Source organism: Marinobacter sp. MA (assembly GCF_048298425.1).
GTDB classification, from domain to species: Bacteria; Pseudomonadota; Gammaproteobacteria; order Pseudomonadales; family Oleiphilaceae; genus Marinobacter; species Marinobacter salsuginis.
Genome location: NZ_CP103058.1, coordinates 577,637 through 596,588 on the forward strand (window position 1 = coordinate 577,637; position 18,952 = coordinate 596,588).

An 18,952-nucleotide genomic window follows, 5' to 3' on the forward strand; every position below is an offset into this window, starting at 1 on the left:
ATCAGGCCCTTGGCATCGGCAGTTCCGGCAATCCGTTATCCTTGGCCAGTCCCTGCATAAGCAGTTTGACGCTGGCCTCTTCCTCGCCCATGTGGGCATTCAGGCGGCTCAGCTCAGCCAGAGCCTCCCGGCTGCGCTTCAGCCGCAGGCTGGTTTCGAAATATTCCCGGGCCTTGCCCCAGAGTTCGTTGCGCAGGCTCAGCCGGCCCAGGGCCAGCAGAAGCTCGGGGTTGTTCGGCCGGTCTTTCAGCCATTGTTCCGCCAGCAACAGCTGTTCATCCGGCTTCTGGCCTTTCACCCGCCCGTACAGGTTGATCAGCTCGTCACTCCAGTGGTTGCGCAGCACCTTGCGCAACAGCGTTTCGGTCTGAACCTCGTCGCCAAGGCCGGCCAGCAGGCGGGCATAATCCCGAATAGTGTATTCGTCGCGGCGCAGGAAGCCCGGTAGTTCGTCCCAGAGGCGGGTTAGCGGTTCCAGCGACGCATCGGGGTCCTGTTGCTGCTGGCGCCGACAATCCTCGGCGGCACGCTCCAGCAGGTTGTGCCATACCTGACGTTCAAGGTCATTGAGTTCGGCTTCCGACAGCACGCTGCGTTTGCGCAGCTCGGGCAGTAGCCGGGACAGTTCGCGCCAGTCCTCCAGGCGCAAATAGGTGTTTTTCAGCAGCTTGAGCACAAACGGGTGATGGGGTGACTGTTTACGCAGGCGAACCAGCGTGGCCAGGGCCTGCTCCAGCCGGTTGCCGGCCAGCTGCAGTTGGGCCTGGGTAATGCCAACCGCCATGTCGGAGCCGGGGGTGCTGTCGAAGGCTTTGCGCAATAATTCATCCACCGCCTCGTGATCACCGGATTCGAACGATGCCTGGGCCGCGGCCAGATAATTGATCAGGGGCGTATCGGCATGGCTGGCGGAGGATGTCAGCAGTTTCCGGGCTCTGGGCCAGTTGCCTTCGGCCAATGCCAGAAGCCCCTGGGTGGTCCGCCGCCGGGCGCGGCGTTCGTTGCCTCGGGCAATCCAGCCAGCTACCAGACCGGTACTGGTTCTGAGTCGGCGGATAAGGTTGATCGTCAGCACGGTCAGCACGATGAGGGCCACGATCAGGCCCAACCCCACCCAGAAGTTGGTCTCAATCAGGTAATGGCCCAGGCTGATTCGGATGTAGCCCAGATCGTATTGCAACCCAAGGGACAGGCCGGTGCCGATCAACAGCGCCAGCAGGATGATGAGTAACAGGCGAATCATGAATCGTCGCCTCCATTGCCACCGCCGGTATTATCCTCGCCATCTCCGTTGTTGGCGTTCAGGCGTCCGGCCAGCCGTTCCTTGAGGAGGTCCAGGGACTGACTGATGTCGGGCAGCTCGGGGTCCACGTTTTTCTGGGCCAGCTCGGCCAGGGTGTCACTCAGGGCTGCTACCCGGGGATTGCTGGCGTTGTACCAGTCATCAATGGTGGTCCGGGCTTTGGTCAGCGCCCGCTCATACAGGGGCTGATTGCCCCGCAGGACCGCCATCTCGGCCTCTTCCAGCATCAGCTGCAGGTTGAGGCGGGCATAGGCGCTCTGGTCCGGCGACAACAGGGGTTTTACCGGCTCGTCCATGCGACGCACAACCACCACTTGCATCAGGGTGGCTTTCACCTTATTCCAGGCCTGGAGAAGAGCACCCGGCTCGCCGCCGGCGTCAGCTTCCTGTTCCGCGCCGGCGTTGACAATAAAGCCGGGGGCGTTTTCGCTGATCAGGGCCTGGTCGGTGAGCTGGTGAATGCTGTCGATGGCGGCTTCCAGTTTCAGGTAAAGACCGGTCCGATCCACGCCGGTAAGGCCCTTGAGCGCCAGGATTTCACGGGCGAGCTGCTGGCGCACCGGGTAAACACCGATGTCATCGGATTCCGCCAGTACTTCATCGGCCGCTTCCAGGGCCGACATGGCGCCGCGAATGTCTTTTTCGATCATCAACCGTTGATTGGCAATGCGCAGCAGGTATTCCGCCTCTGCCAGTAGCCAGTCTGTGCGTGTGCGGTTGCCGGCTTCCAGCAGTTCACGGGCGTTGTGGTCGATCTGGCGCTGCTGGGTGGCAATCAGCTCCCGCTGGCTTGCCAGTTTCTCTTCCAGGGACTGCAGACGCTGGCTCTGCTGGCTGCCGCGGTCGCCATATCGGTCTTCAAGCTGGGCGGTGTCCTGTTGCAGGCTCTGAAGTTTCTGCATCACGGCCTGGTGATTGTTCCACTGCTGCCAGCTCCAGAGGGCCAGGGCGACAGCGATAATCAGCGCAATGATGGCGACGAGCCCTATTGGCCACAGTTTCTGGCGGGCGGGTGGTTCCTTGGAAACGGTTGCGGGCAGTTGATTCGTAGTGTCTGTCACGGGCGTCCTTACTTGGCTTTTCCGGAGCCACCGTCCCGGCCGGCAAGTTGCGCTGCAACCGTGGCCACGATGTCGTTATCGGCAAGGCTTCCTGGTATACACGGATTTGTGAATCCCGCGGCCCGGGCCTGTTCGGCAACCCGATCTGCGGGAACAATCAATAACCTATCGTATAGATTATGGCTGCTATTCGCACATAGTGCGATGAGATTGTTCAAGGTTTCTCCGGACAGGGCGACGATGGCCTCCGGGGCAAAGGTGTCGAGAGTGGCCCGGATCTGCTCCGGCGAGTGATCCGGGTAAAAGCGGCGATACAAAGGCAGGAGGGTGACCCGGGCGCCCCGGGATTCGAGTGTTTCCCGGATCAGTTCCCGGCCGGTTTCACCGCGGGCGAGCAAAACCCGTTCGCCTTCGAGGTTTTGCAGTGACGGAAGTGCCAGGAGCGCCTCGCTGGTCCAGCCCTCTGGCGGTCTGCGCGGACTGAGGCCGTGCTCGGCAAGCACCGATGCGGTGCCAGCGCCAACGCCATACCAGCGGATGCCCATGGGCAGCTGGGGCCACCAGGTGTCAACCTCCTCAAGCAGAAGGCGGGCGGCAAACGGGCTCACGGCGATCACATGGGAGAATTCATCCAGACTCAGGATAAGCGTCCGCCGCTCGGGTGTTTCCGGCAGAGGTTCCCGGTCAATCAGGGGCAGAATCTGTACGTCGGCCCCGGCGGAACGAAATCGGCTGGCCAGGCGCGAGGCCTCGGGTTCAGGCCGGCAGATCAGTATCCGCCGGCCGATCAGGTCAGGCTCAGGTTGGTGTGTGGCCATAGATTTCAGCCAGCACCTTGTCCGCTCCGAGAGCCAGGAGGTCCTCGGCCAGTTCCCGGCCCAGGCGCTCGCCTTCGGCCCTTGGTGCGCGGCCCTCGACCCGGAAGATCTGGGTGCCATCAACGGCGCCCACCAGGCCCCGCAGCCAGATCGTGTCATCATCCTCAAGCAGCGCATAGGCGGCGATTGGAACCTGGCAGCCGCCCTCAAGGCGACGGTTCAGGGCCCGCTCGGCAGTGACACGATCCCAGGTGTCTTTGTGCTTCAGGGGTTCAAGCATGGCCAGGAGTTCCTGATCATCCACCCGGCATTCGATCCCGAGCGCCCCCTGGCCAACCGCCGGCAGCGAGACGGTGTCCGGCAGGCAATACCGGATGCGCTCGTGAAAGCCCAGACGCTTCAGGCCGGAGCTGGCCAGCACAATGGCTTCGTATTCGCCGGCATCAAGCTTGGCCAGCCGGGTATTGACGTTGCCGCGCAACACGCGGATTTTCAGATCCGGGCGATAGGCTCTGAGTTGGGCCTCACGACGCAGGCTCGCCGTACCGACCACGGCACCCTCGGGCAGGGCATCAACGTTGTCGTAGTGGTTGCTGACGAAAGCGTCGGTCGGGTCTTCGCGCTCACAGATCGCCACCAGTCCCAGGCCTTCCGGAAACTCCATGGGCACGTCTTTCATGGAGTGCACAGCCAGATCGGCGCGGCCGTCGAGCATGGCTTCTTCCAGTTCCTTGACGAACAGGCCCTTGCCGCCGATTTTGGCCAGTGGCACGTCCAGTATCTTGTCACCCTGGGTCTTGATCTTGACCAGTTCCACGGTGATGTTGTCGTGCAGCCTTTCCAGCTCGGCCTTGATGAATTCCGCCTGCCACAGCGCCAGTGCGCTGCTGCGGGTTGCAATGCGAAGGGTACGTTTGGACATGACACTCACTGTCGGTTCGAAAAAAATGTTCGCCAAGGTTACCTTGTGGCGGCAGAAAAGTCCCGTGGCGACTAACTCTGGGGAGCGCTACGGATTCAACCTGGCTGGTGCTCCTGAAGCCATTGGCGCACGTTGCTTGTATGGCGGCGGCTCACCGGCAGCTCGCCCTGACCATCCCTGAGCACGACCAGGTTATGGCCATCCGGTGTACGTTTCAGTGCCTGGATAAACCGGACACCCACCAGCGTGTTCCGATGGATTCGCAGCAGGATGCTCGGGTAACTGTTTTCCAGCTCCTTCAGGGTATAGTCGCATACGGTTTCACCCCGAGTATGGTGGATGGTGACGTACTTCTGATCCGCCTCGCAGTAGAGGATTTCCGACAGATCGATCAGCTCGGTGCCCCGGTGGGTGCGCACCGCCAGCTGCTCCTGGTTCAGTGCCGCCTGTCCGTTCAGGGCCTGCAGCTGTACCCGGTTGACCCTGCCGGCCCGGGCCAGGGCATCTGCCAAGGCCTCCTTGCGAACCGGTTTGAGCAGGTAGGCGATGGCCTGCACGTCAAACGCCTGGATGGCGTAATGGTCGTAGGCCGTGCAGAAAATCAGGGCAGGCGGATTGGCCAACTGGCTCAGGCGGCTGGCAGCCTCCATACCGTCCATGCCGGGCATTCGGATGTCCAGCAACAGTATATCCGGCTCAAGTTCCGCCACCTGTTTCAGAGAACTGTCACCGTCGGCAGCTTCGCCACAGACCCGATAACCCGGGAGCGCCTCCACCAACCGGCGGATGCGCTCCCGGGCCAGGGGTTCGTCATCGGCGATCAGGACACTGCGGGTATCAGGCATGACTGGTCTCAATTTCCTAGTTCATGAACTCATGTTTTTGGGGCTTTTTGTTCGCCGGCCTTTTGCCGGGGCAATCTCAGGGTAACGGTATACACGTCGTTCTGGTGGCTGTGTTTTAACACCGCCGGTTCGCCAAACAGCGCCCGGAGCCGGGACTGTATGTTGGCCAGCGCCATTCGGTTGCCCTCGTGTTGCCGGTTATTCTGGTCCGGCTTGGGATTCTGTACCAGCAAATAGACAAACTCGCCTTTGGCCTGGGCTTCAATTCGCACGGTGCCACCTTCCGGCCGGGGCTGGATGCCGTGGTAGATGGCGTTTTCCACCAGCGGCTGCAGCGTGAGCGGGGGAATGGCCTGTTGTTCGAGGCCCTTCTCAATCTGCCACTCCAGCCTCAGGCGGTCGCCCAGACGTAGCGCCTCAATGGCCAGGTAACGCTGGCACAGGGCCAGCTCCCTCGACAATGGAATCAGTTGGTCACCGGTGCGAAGGCTGGCGCGAAACAGTTCCGACAGATCCAGGACCGCCTCTTCCGCCCGTTCCGGGTTGGTGGCAATCAGGCTCGCAATGGTATTCATGCTGTTGAACAGGAAGTGGGGCTGAATGCGGGCCTGAAGCGATGCCAGATGCGCCTGCATTTCCGCTTCACGCTGCTGTTGCCACTGGTGCTGCAGGTAAAAATAACGCAGCACCATGAGCACGATCAGCAGTGCCAGCAGCATTTTTTTGGCCACTCCCTGCCACACGGCCACGCCATCCTGAGGGTGCAGTACGCTGTCGGCAAACAGGCTGAACGCCAGCACATCCAGCAAAACAATGGCAACAATGGTGGTTGTCGCCCCAGAGACGGACATCCGCGCAAGCCGTGCGCGCAGGAGGCAGATCAGGGCAGCACTGGTGAGGGTGGTCCACTGCACGAACAGCGACAACAGCCCGAAGTAATTCCAGTCAATCCAGCCCCGCTCCGCCTGCACGATGGCGAGCACCAGAACCAGCAGTTCACTGGTGACCAGCAACAGGAACACGGCCCTCACCCGGCACAGGTCCGGAACGAAGAACTCGCTCGCAGTCATGTCTTTGTCCCCGTTACGGGGTGTCTCCTTTACCCGGGTCAGAATGGTATACTCCCGCCACGTTCAATGTACCCAGTTCCCGCCAGATGATGCCGGGCTGTCAGCAGGAAAGATAGACCATGACGGATCAGAAAAAGTCTGACCAGACCACAAGCTCTGAAAAACCCTGGGGCGGACGCTTCAGTGAACCCACCGATGCCTTTGTTGAAAAATTTACCGCATCCGTGGGATTTGACCAGCGCCTGTACCATCACGACATCACCGGCTCCATTGCCCATGCCACCATGCTGGCCGAGGTTGGCGTGCTCACCAATGAGGAGCGGGACCAGATCATCGAGGGCCTGAACGGGGTCAAGGCAGATATCGAGGCCGGCAATTTCCAGTGGTCCGTGAGTCTGGAAGACGTGCACATGAACATCGAGGCACGCCTGACCGACCGTATTGGCATCACCGGCAAGAAACTCCACACCGGTCGCAGCCGTAACGACCAGGTGGCCACCGACATCCGTCTGTACCTGCGGGACGAAATCGATGTCATCGCCGAGGAACTGAAGCGCTTGCAAGCAGGCCTGCTGGACCTGGCCGAGCGCGAGGCGGATACCATCATGCCCGGCTTCACCCATCTGCAGACTGCCCAGCCGGTGACCTTCGGGCATCACCTGCTGGCCTGGTACGAGATGCTGGTGCGGGATGCCGAGCGCTTGCAGGACTGTCGCAAGCGGGTGAACGTAATGCCCCTGGGCGCGGCTGCGCTGGCTGGCACCACCTATCCCATTGATCGGGCAATGACTGCCCGGCTGCTTGGCTTTGACCGGCCCACCGAGAACAGCCTGGACTCCGTCAGCGACCGGGATTTCGCCATCGAGTTCTGTAGCTTTGCGGCGCTGCTGATGACGCATCTGTCACGGTTCAGCGAGGAATTGGTGCTTTGGACCTCTGCCCAGTTTGACTTCATTGACCTGCCGGACCGGTTCTGCACCGGCTCGTCCATCATGCCCCAGAAAAAGAACCCGGATGTGCCGGAACTGGTCCGGGGCAAGACCGGTCGGGTCAACGGCCATCTGATCAGTCTGTTGACGCTGATGAAGAGCCAGCCGCTTGCCTACAACAAGGACAATCAGGAAGACAAGGAACCGCTGTTCGACACCGTGGATACCGTGAAGGGCTGCCTGAAGGCCTATGCCGACATGATTCCGGCGATTCGCTCCAAGGCGGATAACATGCGGGTAGCGGCCAAGCGAGGCTTCTCCACCGCCACTGATCTGGCGGATTACCTGGTGAAGAAAGGCGTACCCTTCCGGGATGCCCACGAAATTGTTGGCAAGTCCGTGGCGTTCGGGGTGGCTGAAGGTCGCGACCTGTCCGATATGACCCTGGAAGAGCTGCAGCAGTTCTCCGATCATATTGGCGCTGATGTCTTTGATGTGCTCACCCTGGAAGGCTCGGTCCAGGCCCGTGACCATCTGGGTGGCACTGCCCCGGACCAGGTGCGCGCGGCGGTTGGCCGGGCACGCGCTCAACTGGGCTGAAGCATTTCCCCGGGGCGGAACGGCTAGCCGCCGATTCGCCCCGTTGTCAGGTCCACTGCCGCGGGTGTGAGTTCGTCCAGCGGTTGTGGGCGGAACAGCCGGTACCCCTGACCGTAATGTATGCCCAGGGTCCGGACCTTGCGCAGGGCGTCGTCGCTCTCGATAAAAGTGGCCACGGTGATCTTGCCGGCGGCCTCGGCAATCCGGTGCAGGGCTTCCAGCATCACCTGTTGCACCGGGTCCTCCTCCAGCTGCTGAACCATTCTCCGATCCAGTTTGATGATATCCACCGGCAATCTGGCGGCCAGGCTGTAGCTCTCGACGGAAGCCCCTGCGCCGTCCAGGGCGACACGGAAACCGGCCCGATGCAATGCGTCGCACAGGACGGCCACGTCATCGGGGTACTGGGTGGCGTGGGCTTCCCTGATTTCCAGGCAGAAACAGCCGGGGTCGAACGCTGAATCACTGAGCGCATCGGCCATAAAATCCGCGAAGGTATCGTCCAGAACGCTGGCCAGGGACAGGTTGAAGCCGCAGTACTTCAAGCGTGGTTCCAGCAACGGCTGATTGCCCAGCCAAGTCAGGGTTTGTCGGATCACCTGGCGATCCAGCCGTTTGGCCAGGTCAAAGCGTTCCGCGATCGGCAGGAAGTCGTCGGGCTTCAATGATGCTTCATTCTGTGCGGTCGTCGGAATCCGGCAAAGGATCTCAATATGGTCGCCCCAGGTGGGGCTGGCCACCGGCCGCATTGCCTGGTATTCGAGAATCAGGTTGTGATTATCAAGCGCGTCGCGGATCTGCTCGACCCGTTTGCTGGCGGTGGATTCGTCGGTCTGGTGGGCAATGGCCCTGGCGGCGTGCACCCGGTTTCGCCCGGATGTCTTGGCGGTATGGCACAGATCGGCGGCCTGGCTCAGAAGCTGCTCCGGGTCTCCGGGAAGGTCGCTGTCCAGAATCAGAAGACCGCCTGAAGCGGTGGTCTGGAGCTTGTGCCCCTGCCAGTCGAAAACAAAATCGCCGATCAGATTGAGGGTTTCCTGGGCAATCTTGCGGGCCCGGGCTTCCGGACAATTCTCGATCAGAAGTGCGAAGGTGTCGCCGGCAAGTCGAGCCAAGGCATCGCGCTGGCGCACCCGTACGCCCAGGTTTCCGGCCAGTTCCCGGAGATAGCGGTCACAGGTTCCGCTGCCGGCCAGATCGTTGAAACGCTCGAACTCGTCAAGATCCAGGTAGAGCAGACTGTCGCAGGATTCCCGATGGGTCTTCTGCTCCAGGGTTCTCAGCAATCGGGCGATGAATGCCTTGCGGTTCATCAGGCCGGTAACCGGATCGTGGCGTATCCGGTATTCCTCGCTGGAGGCATGATTCAGCTTCGGATCTATGCGACGGGCCACGTGCACGGCGCCGGTGACGTCGCCCTGGTCGTTGGTCAGGCGCTGGTAGTGGAATTCATGCACCGGCAACTCACGGGATTGCTGGGCCATGGGCATCTCAACCACAAAGCTGTCGCGTTCGAAGGCCCGGTGCCAGAGCCGCTCCATCAGCCTTCGTTCGTTCGGGAATTCGTTCAGAAGGTCGCTCAGATTATCGCCCACTTCGGGGTGCCGGCCGAAGGTCTCGTAAAACTGTCTGGCCCAGGGGCTATTGAAATGGAGCAGGTTGAACGAAGCATCGACGGCGACAACCAGATCCGGGGTGGCGCTGGTGGTGGCTGCAAGCATGGTGCTCGCATGCTGGCGGGCTTTGTCGAGCTGCATGTCGGCGGTCCGGTCCACCAGGGTGCCGCCGAGCCGTGGAATCCTGCCACCCTGCTTCAGTGCCCGACAACTGAGCGTCACCCGCCGCTGGTTCTGCCGCGAGGTGACGATATCAAGATCGAGGGAAAACGCCTCTCCCGTGCGGAGGCAGCGACGGAACATGGCTCGCACCCGGGGCTGTCCGGTCTGGCAGTAGAACAGCGCCTGCTCGGGGGTGATCTCGGCGCCAGGTCTCAGTTCCAGAAGCTGGAACATACCCTCGGTCCAGGTCATTTCATTGCTTCGTGTGTCCAGTTCCCAGATCCCGAAACCGGCACTGCTCTCGGCGGCCCGCAACAGCCGGGAATCCCTGTTGGAGCTGTCGCACAGGGTTATCGTGGCGCTGGCTGCCTTGTCGGAGTCTCGCATGTCCAGCCGCAGGGTCAGACTGGCGGTATAGAAAAAGCCCTCCTTGTGCCGGAAGGTCACCAGAACATTCTGGCCTCTCTCGATTCGATGACGGTTTGCAGGTGCGAAGGGGTCGTCCTGGCGTGACGCCAGTATGCGGTGCACCGGCTGCCCCTCCAGTTCGCTGGCGTCATAGCCGAGCACCGCCTCGGCCTGATGGTCGGCGGACAGCACTTTGCCTTCATCGTCGATGCGTAAAACAGTCTGGCGCTCAGACGCCGGGGACTGTTCCGATCGGTAGCGGCGGATGATGAATTCTTTCACAGCGGATGAGCCTCGCGCGTTCTCCAGCTTTTATTTTTCTAAAGGTTTTGCCACGATGCCGACATCATACTCATACTGATGCTGAAAAGAACCTCTCTGCGGAGCCGCCTTGACCGCCCACGTTGCCCCGATTTCCCTCGACTTTGAGGAGGGAATAGATCGCAAGACCCTCCGTCGTCTGAGGGACCGGTTTCTACTGGTCAATCAGCAGCGCTGGAATCGCGCCCATTCGGCGTTGTCCTATCGCCAGCAGATGGTGCTGGAAATTCTGCCCCTGGCGTTTCATCTCAACCATCCCGCGTTGCCCGGTTATCTGGACAGCGATTGCCCTTATGGTTTCAGTAATTACAAACCTTCGCCGGCCACGATCAATGCGGCGCGGCGGCTGGCCCGAACCTTTTCGCTGAAGGATGAGGGCAAGCGCAAGCCGGATCTGGACGCCGTATTCCTGATGGGTAGCCCGGGAACCCTGGGCCACTCCGTGGCCAGTGATCTCGATGTCTGGCTCTGCCACCGCAGCGATTTGCCTGAGCGGGGCATCCGCTGTCTCGAACGCAAGGCCACCCAACTGACCCGCTGGGCGGAATCGTTTGGTGTGGAGCTTCATGTTTTCGTTTTCTGTGCCTCGGACTGGCGGGCCGGCCGACAGCGGGCGGAAGTAACCGGCGAAAACTGTGGCAGTGCCCAGCATTTCCTGCTTCTGGATGAGTTCTACCGGACCAGCATCCATCTGGCCGGCGCGTGGCCCATGTGGTGGCTGATTCCCCCGGAACAGGAGCAAAACTACGACGACTGCATGCGCAAGCTGGTCGATTTCCGGTTTGTGCGCGCCGAGGATTACATCGATTTTGGCCCGGTACCGGGGATCCCCGAGGCAGAATTTCTTGGTGCCGGTGTCTGGCAGCTGTACAAGGGAATTGACGCGCCCTGGAAGTCGATCCTCAAGCTGCTTCTGATCGAATGCTATGCGCGCACCACCGGCGAGGTCTTGTTGTCCGCCGAGTTCAAGCGGGCCGTGTTCCGGGGAGAGACCGATGCCGACAGCCTCGACCCTTACGTCATGCTTTACAGCCGCCTGGAAGGCTGGCTTGCCGGGCCAGAAGTGGCCTCGAGACTGGACCTGATCCGTCGGAGCCTGTACCTGAAAGCCGGTTTGCCGCTGACCCGGTCGGAGGCTTCAGGGGAGCAGTGGCGCGCTCGCCTGTTGCGTCAGCTAGTGACAGATTGGGGCTGGTCCGAGAGTACGCTTTCAGAGCTGGACGAGCGTCAGCGCTGGCGGGCGGAGGATGTCACCACCTTGCGCCGAACCATTGTCAACGAATTGACTCATAGTTACCGATTGCTGTCGAAAATGGCCAGGGAACATGGCCAGCGGGCTGCTATCAGTGCTAACGATATCAACCTGCTGGGCCGCAAACTCTATGCGGCATTTCAGCGTAAAGCCGGCAAGATTGAGCAGATCAACCCCGGACTGGCTCCTTCACTGGCCGAGGAAAACCTGGCGTTCCATCATCAATCGGAGCAGGGTGGCGATTCCAATGGCTGGCTCCTGTATCGGGATCTGGAAGATCCGGCCGATGCGTTCTGGCAACCCGTCATTCGTCGCTCGGGTAATCTGGCGGAACTGATGGTCTGGTGCTACTGCAATGGTCTGCTGACAAGATCGACACGACTGAATGTACGTTCGGGCACCAGCATTGCCTCGGTCAGCGAATTGCGGGAAATGCTGGACGCGCTGTCCGCGTTCCTGCCCTTTCCGGTTCCGCCGGCCGAGCGGGAGGCGCTGTCCCGGGGTGTTCGCCCCCTTAGAAACCTGCTGCTGGTCAACGTGGGTGTCGATCCCCAGGCGCACCTCACGGAAAAGGGGCTCCACAAGCTCAGCTCACGGCATGATTCTCTTGGTTTCAGTGGCGGTCGGGAGAACCTGGTGATCAGCATCGACCAGATCACCTTCAACAGCTGGCACGAGGTGAGTCTGCAACACTACGCGGCCGGCGATACCCTGATCCAGTGCCTGAAGAATATCCTCGCCTCGGTGGCAGCAAATCCGGCTGAACTGCCCGGCGTTCAGGTGCACTGCCACAACCGGGGCCACGGTTCTGCAATTGCCCGCCGGGTTCAGGAACTGTTTGCCGATGTGCTCAGACCTTTCTTCGCCGGCGGTGCCGGCCCGCATCCGCTGCGCTATGTGATCGAGATGGATCGACGCTGCTTCCTGCTCCAGTTCAATGGCCTGGAGCCGGGATTCGTGGCCCTGGAGAGTTTTGAAGCGCTGATGGAGCACCTGGCAATGCCCCAGGAACGCTACCTGCCGGTGGTGTTCGATCGTTATGCGCTGCAGGAGGAGCCGGCCCTGCGGGCGGTTTGCCTGGCCAGCGAACCGGATAATATCCAGGTGTTCTACCGGATTATGGGCGAACGGGCGCGGCTCTGGGTGGTTGATGAGCTGGGTTCGGTGTTCAGCTGGGAGCAGGCGGTGACCAGCCGCCGGCACCTTCTGGTACCGGTTCTGCGGTTTCTGGATAACCTGATTGAGCGGAGGCTGCTGCGCCACACCGACTCGGCCGGAGTAGTTGCAGGCGTTCAGTGTTACGAAATTATCCGGCGTGACGGGACCTGGCGCGCCGAATACCGTCCCGAATCGGATTCGGGCGTACCCCTGCCCGGGTTTGAGGTTCAGGCCGTGGGTATCCATGAGGGGGACAGTCGGCTGCGATTCGACATCTTTTGCGGTGACCAGGAATTCAGCGTACAGGAGTATGGTGACCAACTGATTCCGGCGGTGGCCCACTACATCCGGTCCCTGCGCCAGAGTGACGAGGGTTACCCGGTGTACCTGACCGACGTCCATCTGCCCCACGACCTCGACCCGCGTGTCTATCAGCAGGACATCCAGACCAGTCAGTACCTCTATTACCGGTCTGTACTGGAGGACTCTTTGAACCGGCACCTTGCAAACGCGCGCTGACCTCGCGGCCCGGGGCGGGTGTCAGGTATACTGCGTCCATAGTGAACTCAGGGGTAGGTAGCCGATATGCGAGCGTGGACTCTGCCGATCATGGTGCTGATACTGGCTCTGACTGTGAGCGGTTGCGGCCAGAAAGGTCCGTTGTACCGTGACAGTCAGGCCGCATCTGCGAATTCCGCGGCGGATTCCGCCCAGGAGCCGTCAGACAGGGAAGAAAACCGCGAGTAGCGCGCCGGCCTCCCGACCCCGTACAACGAATCAGGAAACTCATGGATCATTTCAACTACCGCGACGGCGAGCTCTACGCCGAGGATGTCCCTGTCTCTGCCATTGCCGATCGTTTTGGCACTCCGGCCTATGTTTACTCCCGCGCGACGCTCGAGCGGCACTATCGGGCCTACGACGATGCCCTTCGGGATCATCCGCATCTGGTGTGCTACGCGGTAAAAGCCAACAGCAATCTGGCCGTGCTGAATGTTCTGGCCCGGCTCGGTGCCGGCTTCGATATTGTTTCGGCCGGTGAGCTGGAGCGGGTGTTGAAAGCCGGTGGCGACCCATCACGGGTGGTCTTCTCCGGCGTCGGCAAGCAGGAGTGGGAAATGAAGCGGGCGCTCGAGGTGGGCGTACGCTGTTTCAATGTCGAATCCGACACCGAACTGGACCGGCTCAATGCCGTGGCGGGCGAGCTCGGCGTGAAGGCACCGGTTTCTCTGAGGGTGAACCCGGATGTTGATGCCGGTACCCATCCCTACATTTCCACGGGCCTGAAAGAGAACAAGTTCGGCATCGACATTGCCGAAGCCCCACAGGTGTATGCCCGTGCCGCCGGTATGCCGAATCTCGAAGTGAAGGGTGTTGACTGCCACATTGGTTCCCAGTTGACCAGTGTGTCACCGTTCCTGGACGCCCTTGACCGTGTGCTGGCCCTGATTGATTCCCTGGCGGAGCAGGGCATTCACATCCATCATCTGGATATGGGCGGTGGCCTGGGTGTTACCTATAATCAGGAGCAGCCGCCGCAGCCATCGGACTATGTGAAAGCGCTGGCCGAGCGCATGGGTGACCGGAAGCTGGAGCTGATTCTCGAGCCGGGCCGTTCCATTGCCGCCAATGCCGGCATTCTGTTGACCAGGGTCGAGTTCCTGAAGTGCACCGAGCATCGGAACTTTGCCATCATTGATGCCGCGATGAATGATCTGATTCGTCCGGCCCTGTACAGCGCCTGGCAGGCGATCATTCCGGTCAGGCCGCATCAGGAAGGCGAGGAAAAGGCCTGGGATCTGGTCGGCCCGGTGTGTGAAACCGGCGACTTCCTGGGCAAGGATCGTCATCTGCGCCTCCAGGCGGGGGATCTGCTGGCAGTTCGCTCTGCCGGTGCCTACGGCTTCGTCATGAGTTCCAATTACAACACGCGGAACCGGCCGCCGGAACTGATGGTCGATGGCGACCAGGTGCATGTGGTTCGTCGCCGTGAAACTCTCGAAGACCAGCTCGCACCCGAGAGCTGCCTTCCTGAATGAGCGGGGGCGAGGAGATGACACAGCAACGCCGGAATCAGGGCCCCACGCTTCGGTTCACCAAGATGCATGGGCTGGGCAACGATTTCATGGTGGTGGATGCCATCAGCCAGCCGTTCCGTCTGCGGCCGGAGATGATCCGGGAACTGGCCAACCGGAATTTCGGGATTGGCTTCGACCAGCTGCTGGTGGTGGAGCCGCCCGGTCTGCCGGATGTCGATTTCCGTTATCGCATTTTCAATGCGGACGGATCCGAGGTGGAGCAGTGCGGCAACGGGGCCCGGTGTTTCGCGCGATTCGTTCGCGACCAGCGCCTGACCAATAAAAAAGTCATCCGGGTTCAGACCGCGAAAGGCGTGATTGAGCTTCGCGTGGGGCGCGAAGGCATGGTCATGGTTAACATGGGTGTGCCCGAGTTCAATCCGCCGGCGATTCCGTTTGCCGCCGACCGCCGCAAGGACGTCTACACCGTGGATGTCGATGGCCAGACAGTGGAACTGAGCGCCCTGTCCATGGGTAATCCCCATGGCGTATTGCTGGTTGAGGATGTGGAACAGGCGCCGGTGGAAACGCTGGGGCCCAAGCTCGAGCGCCATCCCCGATTCCCGGCCAGGGCCAATATCGGGTTCTTGCAGATCCTCGACCGCACTCATGTTCGCCTCCGGGTATTTGAGCGCGGTTCCGGCGAGACCCTGGCCTGTGGCAGCGGCGCCTGTGCCGCGGTTGTTGCCGGCTGCTTGCGTGGTCTGTTGGACTCCCGCGTGGAGGTGGAGTTGAGGGGTGGCAAACTGGTCATCGAATGGCAGGGTGAGGGGTCCCCTGTTATGATGGAAGGGCCTGCAACCAGTGTATTTGAGGGGCAGTTGAGGCTGCCGGGTGAATCTGGTGGTCGCCGCCGCAGGAGCGGTCGCCCCCATAAACAAAGATCCTGACAGCCAGGAGTACTCCATGACAGAACAAACGGCCCGACAGAAGGCCGGTGAGCTCACGCGGGAAGAGGTGGCGGACTACCTGCGAGCCAACCCCGATTTCTTTATCGATCAGGACGAACTGCTGCGCAGTCTTACCCTGCCACACGACAGTGGTCGGGCGATTTCCCTTGTGGAGCGCCAGGTGCATCTGTTTCGGGAGCAACGGGACACTCTGCGCAGGGAGCTGGTGGAGCTGGTGTCCATCGCCCGCCACAATGACCGGTTGTTCGAGAAGAGCAAGCGCTTACTGATGCAGGTGATTGAGGCGCGGACCCTCAACGACATGGCCTCGGCCATTGACGACAGCATCCGCGGCGATTTCGGCCTCGACGCTGCCTCCGTACTGTTGTTCACCGATGTCGAACTGCCCGAGGCCTCCCAGGGTGCATTGCATGTGGTGAGTCCCTCCGTGGCCCGTGAGCGACTGGGTAGCCTGCTGGAAGGCGAGAGGGCCGTATGCGGCCAGTTCCGTGAGAGCGAGCGGGAGTTTCTGTTCCCGGACCGGGAAGAACCGATTGCCTCCGTGGCGCTGGTACCGCTCAGACATGATGAGCTGGTAGGTGTGTTTGCGGTCGGCAGCTGCCAGCCGGGCTATTTTGACCAGAGCATGGGATCGCTGTTTCTGAGTTACATCAGTGATACCCTCAGCCGCCTCCTGCCCCCCATGGTGCAGCGGCACACCATGGCTGCGCCGGTCACCGATATGGCGACGGAGTCCCGCTAGGGTGTCAGCGGTTCCGGAGCGTCCTTCGGTGCCCCAGGAGCTTGTCGGGCCGCTGACGGAATTTATCCGGCATCTGGCTTCTGAAAAACGTCATTCCCCCAGAACCTGCGAAAGCTACCAGCGCGATCTGCAACGTCTGGCAAGCTGGCTGAGCCAGAGCGGGTTAACCGCCTGGCACCGGGTCACCAATCACGATCTGCGCCGCTATGTGGCAACGCTCAGCCGGGAGGGTCTGTCAGGCCGGAGCATTGCCCGGCACCTTTCCGCGACCCGACGTTTTTACCAGTTCCTGCTCAGGGAGAAACTTGCCTCGGATAATCCGGCGCTGGATATCCGTGCCCCCAAGAGTGGTCGGCGCTTGCCTCGAGTGGCAGACGTGGATCAACTGAATCATCTGCTTGACTGTCAACCGGACGACCCTCTGGAGGTCCGCGACCTGTGCATGTTCGAGCTGATGTACTCCTCTGGGCTGCGGTTGGCGGAGCTGGCAAGCCTGGACCTCGATACCGTCGATCTGCGCGGTGGAGAAGTCCGCGTGCTGGGTAAGGGCGGCAAGGAGCGGCTGCTGCCCGTGGGGCGCAAGGCAATTGCCGCCATTCAGGCCTGGCTGCAGCACAGAGCCGCGCTGGCCAGTGACGGTGAAGCCGCGTTGTTTGTCAGCCAGCGGGGCGAGAGGCTCAGCCACCGCAGTGTCCAGGCCCGCCTGAGCCGCTGGGGTATCAGCCGCGGCGCCGACCAGAAACTCCATCCCCACATGCTGCGACATTCCTTTGCCAGCCACATGCTTGAATCCAGTGGCGACCTGCGGGCCGTACAAGAGTTACTGGGGCACGCCGACATTGCCACAACCCAGGTCTATACTCATCTTGATTTTCAACATTTGGCACGGGTTTATGACCAGAGTCACCCCAGGGCGCGTCGCGATAAGTATCATGGCAAGACCAGTGACGAGAGTTCCTGAAACCGGCAACAGGCAGTTCAGGCGTTTTCAAACATCAACAGTACAGCAAGGATAGGCGGGAGCGCTTCATGGCATCGGATCAGTCCTGGAAGGATAAATACCTTCGGGAACTCGAGTCTGCAGAAAACCGGGAAAAGCAGTGGAAGGCCGAGCGTAATACCCTTGAGCGCATGTTGGTTCGAACCAGTCTGGCATCGGAAGGCCAAACGCCGGAATTGGACCGCCTGTTGGTGCGAATTCGCAAGGACCTGCGGAAGAACCGGGTGGATGTGGAAGCCTGGAAGGAATTGCAGGATCAGATTGACCGTCAGGTCGCCCTGCTCGATGAGCGTCAGACGGCCAACGACAGGAAGCCTTCCTTTTTCACCCGCAAGGCCCGGGAGCCAGAGCCACAGCAGCAACAACAACAGACGGTCCCCGAATCTCAGCCCGAGAGCCCTGAACAGGCTGAGTCAGTGCCGGGCAATGCCCGGGATATCGAGGACAATGCCCAGCGATTGCGCATTGCCCGCCGGGTAGGCCAGCTGTTGGGTCAGATGCTGACCCAGGTCTCTCTGGAGCCCGCAGCCGAGTCACGGGCTCGCGCTCTGCAGCAGTCTCTGCTGGCCAGTAATGATTGGGATGAGCTGCGGGAAGGCCTGAACCAGGTGGCAGAGCTGGTGATAGCTGCCGTCACCCGGAGCAAACGCGAATTCGAGGCCTTTCTCAAACGACTGGACGAGCGCCTGGAGGTGCTTCGGGAGCATTTTGCTGTCCAGTCCTCGGCCCAGTCCGGCCGCCTGGATGCCTCAGAACACCTGGATCGGGAAATCCGTGAGGAAATCGAGCGGGTAGGTCAGCGATTGCAGGAAAGTGATGATCTGCAGGATCTCAAACAGTCGGTCAGCCGTCACCTTGAATCCATCGGTCAGGCGGTCGGTCGCTTTCGAACCCAGGAGTCGGAGCGCGAGCGTGCTCTTTCCGAGCAGCTTGAGGCAATGCAAGAGAAAGTAGCCGCCATGGAAGCTCATTCCGAGCAGATGCAGGAGCAGGTCCGCAAGGAGCGAATGCGTGCCATGACCGATCTGCTTACCGAGTTGCCTAATCGTGAAGCCTGGCAGGAACGCCTCTCATTCGAATACAACCGCTGGCAACGTTACAGTCATCCTTTGACCGTGGGTGTGCTGGATATTGATCTGTTCAAGCGGATCAACGATTCCTATGGCCACAAGGCGGGGGACCGGGTACTGCAACTGGTTGCAAGGGAGTTCAGAGAGCGCCTGCGTACCACTGACTTTGTGGCCCGTTTTGGCGGCGAGGAATTCGTGGTGCTGTTTCCAGAGACCGAGCCGGCAGACGCCAGCGTAGTCGTCGATAAATTGCGGGAGCATGTCCGCAAGCTGCCGTTCCACTTCCGGGGCGAGCCGGTGAGCGTGACCTTCTCGGCGGGTCTGGCAGGGTTTATTGCCGGCGACACCGAAGAGTCGGTGTTTGACCGCGCTGACCGCGCCCTCTATCAGGCCAAGGACGCGGGCCGCGATCAGGTCATGATCGGCGATAGCACCGCCGGTCAGTGACGCATCATCGCGTCCAGTTCGTCGATCACCTCTGCCCAGTCGCTGTCCTCCTCGAGGCCTTCTTCCAGGAAGTGGGACTGGCTTTCGGACCAGATGGGCGCGTCCTGGATGGCAACTTCGCTGGGCAGGGGCGAGTATTTTGCAACGAAATCCTCGATGCTTTTGGCGTCAGACGCCAGGCCAAGTTGTTCGAACAGGGTGCTGAGGGTGTGTTTGCTGGTATCCATGGACATTCGTCT

The 18,952-nt window shown here is 61.0% G+C and carries 16 protein-coding genes; 8 read left to right on the top strand and 8 right to left on the bottom strand.

What is annotated here, in order from left to right:
• Window position 1: 1 nt before the first annotated feature.
• The 6 genes from NUW46_RS02615 to NUW46_RS02640 all read right to left on the bottom strand — a co-directional run bounded on the left by NUW46_RS02615 (window position 2) and on the right by NUW46_RS02640 (window position 6,019).
• The gene (locus NUW46_RS02615) at window positions 2-1,243 is read right to left on the bottom strand and encodes a heme biosynthesis HemY N-terminal domain-containing protein (RefSeq protein ID WP_069184727.1); all 1,242 of its coding nucleotides are present in this window, start codon (window positions 1,241-1,243) and stop codon (window positions 2-4) included.
• The gene (locus NUW46_RS02620) at window positions 1,240-2,364 is read right to left on the bottom strand and encodes a uroporphyrinogen-III C-methyltransferase (RefSeq protein WP_153637292.1); all 1,125 of its coding nucleotides are present in this window, start codon (window positions 2,362-2,364) and stop codon (window positions 1,240-1,242) included. The genes NUW46_RS02615 and NUW46_RS02620 overlap by 4 nt, the downstream gene beginning before the upstream one ends.
• 8 nt (window positions 2,365-2,372) lie before the next feature.
• The gene (locus tag NUW46_RS02625; RefSeq protein WP_418141319.1) at window positions 2,373-3,182 is read right to left on the bottom strand and encodes a uroporphyrinogen-III synthase; all 810 of its coding nucleotides are present in this window, start codon (window positions 3,180-3,182) and stop codon (window positions 2,373-2,375) included.
• Window positions 3,163-4,104, bottom strand: coding sequence for a hydroxymethylbilane synthase (gene hemC / locus NUW46_RS02630; protein WP_153637291.1), 942 nt, complete (start codon window positions 4,102-4,104; stop codon window positions 3,163-3,165). The genes NUW46_RS02625 and hemC overlap by 20 nt, the downstream gene beginning before the upstream one ends.
• 95 nt (window positions 4,105-4,199) lie before the next feature.
• Complete coding sequence (locus tag NUW46_RS02635; protein WP_418141320.1) at window positions 4,200-4,949, bottom strand: LytR/AlgR family response regulator transcription factor; 750 nt, start codon at window positions 4,947-4,949, stop codon at window positions 4,200-4,202.
• 29 nt (window positions 4,950-4,978) lie between these two features.
• Complete coding sequence (locus NUW46_RS02640) at window positions 4,979-6,019, bottom strand: sensor histidine kinase (RefSeq protein WP_069184731.1); 1,041 nt, start codon at window positions 6,017-6,019, stop codon at window positions 4,979-4,981.
• Between the two features lie 119 nt (window positions 6,020-6,138).
• Here NUW46_RS02640 and argH point away from each other — a divergent pair, with 119 nt between their 5' ends.
• A complete protein-coding gene (gene argH, locus NUW46_RS02645; RefSeq protein WP_153634857.1) occupies window positions 6,139-7,548 on the top strand; it encodes an argininosuccinate lyase in 1,410 nt (469 codons plus the stop codon).
• 23 nt (window positions 7,549-7,571) lie between these two features.
• Here the strand turns inward: argH and NUW46_RS02650 are convergent, their stop codons facing one another.
• On the bottom strand, window positions 7,572-10,016 hold the full coding sequence (locus NUW46_RS02650) for an EAL domain-containing protein (RefSeq protein WP_418141321.1): 2,445 nt from the start codon (window positions 10,014-10,016) through the stop codon (window positions 7,572-7,574).
• A gap of 109 nt (window positions 10,017-10,125) precedes the next feature.
• Here NUW46_RS02650 and NUW46_RS02655 point away from each other — a divergent pair, with 109 nt between their 5' ends.
• The 7 genes from NUW46_RS02655 (at window position 10,126) to NUW46_RS02685 (ending at window position 18,713) form a co-directional block, all read left to right on the top strand.
• A complete protein-coding gene (locus NUW46_RS02655) occupies window positions 10,126-12,984 on the top strand; it encodes a class I adenylate cyclase (RefSeq protein ID WP_418141322.1) in 2,859 nt (952 codons plus the stop codon).
• 66 nt (window positions 12,985-13,050) lie between these two features.
• Complete coding sequence (gene lptM / locus NUW46_RS02660) at window positions 13,051-13,212, top strand: LPS translocon maturation chaperone LptM (protein WP_228744417.1); 162 nt, start codon at window positions 13,051-13,053, stop codon at window positions 13,210-13,212.
• Between the two features lie 41 nt (window positions 13,213-13,253).
• Window positions 13,254-14,504: a diaminopimelate decarboxylase gene (lysA, locus tag NUW46_RS02665; RefSeq protein WP_222466036.1), complete on the top strand. Its 1,251-nt coding sequence runs from the start codon at window positions 13,254-13,256 to the stop codon at window positions 14,502-14,504.
• Between the two features lie 14 nt (window positions 14,505-14,518).
• Window positions 14,519-15,433 carry a diaminopimelate epimerase gene (dapF, locus tag NUW46_RS02670; protein WP_209399054.1) on the top strand — a complete coding sequence of 305 codons (915 nt, stop codon included), beginning with the start codon at window positions 14,519-14,521 and terminating at the stop codon, window positions 15,431-15,433.
• Window positions 15,434-15,449: 16 nt separating this feature from the next.
• On the top strand, window positions 15,450-16,196 hold the full coding sequence (locus tag NUW46_RS02675) for a DUF484 family protein (RefSeq protein WP_069184736.1): 747 nt from the start codon (window positions 15,450-15,452) through the stop codon (window positions 16,194-16,196).
• Window positions 16,197-16,224: 28 nt separating this feature from the next.
• Complete coding sequence (xerC, locus tag NUW46_RS02680; RefSeq protein ID WP_418142002.1) at window positions 16,225-17,157, top strand: tyrosine recombinase XerC; 933 nt, start codon at window positions 16,225-16,227, stop codon at window positions 17,155-17,157.
• Window positions 17,158-17,225: 68 nt separating this feature from the next.
• Window positions 17,226-18,713, top strand: coding sequence for a diguanylate cyclase (locus NUW46_RS02685; RefSeq protein ID WP_418141323.1), 1,488 nt, complete (start codon window positions 17,226-17,228; stop codon window positions 18,711-18,713).
• Here NUW46_RS02685 and NUW46_RS02690 read toward each other — a convergent pair.
• The gene (locus NUW46_RS02690) at window positions 18,707-18,940 is read right to left on the bottom strand and encodes a DUF2789 domain-containing protein (protein ID WP_069184830.1); all 234 of its coding nucleotides are present in this window, start codon (window positions 18,938-18,940) and stop codon (window positions 18,707-18,709) included. The genes NUW46_RS02685 and NUW46_RS02690 overlap by 7 nt on opposite strands.
• Window positions 18,941-18,952: the final 12 nt, after the last annotated feature.

Excerpts from the sequence above, each read along its gene's own strand:
- NUW46_RS02615 (WP_069184727.1), bottom strand. The coding sequence starts at position 1,243 with ATGATTCGCCTGTTACTCATCATCCTGCTGGCGCTGTTGATCGGCACC.
- NUW46_RS02625 (WP_418141319.1), bottom strand. The coding sequence starts at position 3,182 with ATGGCCACACACCAACCTGAGCCTGACCTGATCGGCCGGCGGATACTG.
- hemC (WP_153637291.1), bottom strand. The coding sequence starts at position 4,104 with ATGTCCAAACGTACCCTTCGCATTGCAACCCGCAGCAGCGCACTGGCG.
- NUW46_RS02635 (WP_418141320.1), bottom strand. The coding sequence starts at position 4,949 with ATGCCTGATACCCGCAGTGTCCTGATCGCCGATGACGAACCCCTGGCC.
- NUW46_RS02640 (WP_069184731.1), bottom strand. The coding sequence starts at position 6,019 with ATGACTGCGAGCGAGTTCTTCGTTCCGGACCTGTGCCGGGTGAGGGCC.
- argH (WP_153634857.1), top strand. The coding sequence starts at position 6,139 with ATGACGGATCAGAAAAAGTCTGACCAGACCACAAGCTCTGAAAAACCC.
- lptM (WP_228744417.1), top strand. The coding sequence starts at position 13,051 with ATGCGAGCGTGGACTCTGCCGATCATGGTGCTGATACTGGCTCTGACT.
- lysA (WP_222466036.1), top strand. The coding sequence starts at position 13,254 with ATGGATCATTTCAACTACCGCGACGGCGAGCTCTACGCCGAGGATGTC.
- dapF (WP_209399054.1), top strand. The coding sequence starts at position 14,519 with ATGACACAGCAACGCCGGAATCAGGGCCCCACGCTTCGGTTCACCAAG.
- NUW46_RS02675 (WP_069184736.1), top strand. The coding sequence starts at position 15,450 with ATGACAGAACAAACGGCCCGACAGAAGGCCGGTGAGCTCACGCGGGAA.
- NUW46_RS02685 (WP_418141323.1), top strand. The coding sequence starts at position 17,226 with ATGGCATCGGATCAGTCCTGGAAGGATAAATACCTTCGGGAACTCGAG.
- NUW46_RS02690 (WP_069184830.1), bottom strand. The coding sequence starts at position 18,940 with ATGGATACCAGCAAACACACCCTCAGCACCCTGTTCGAACAACTTGGC.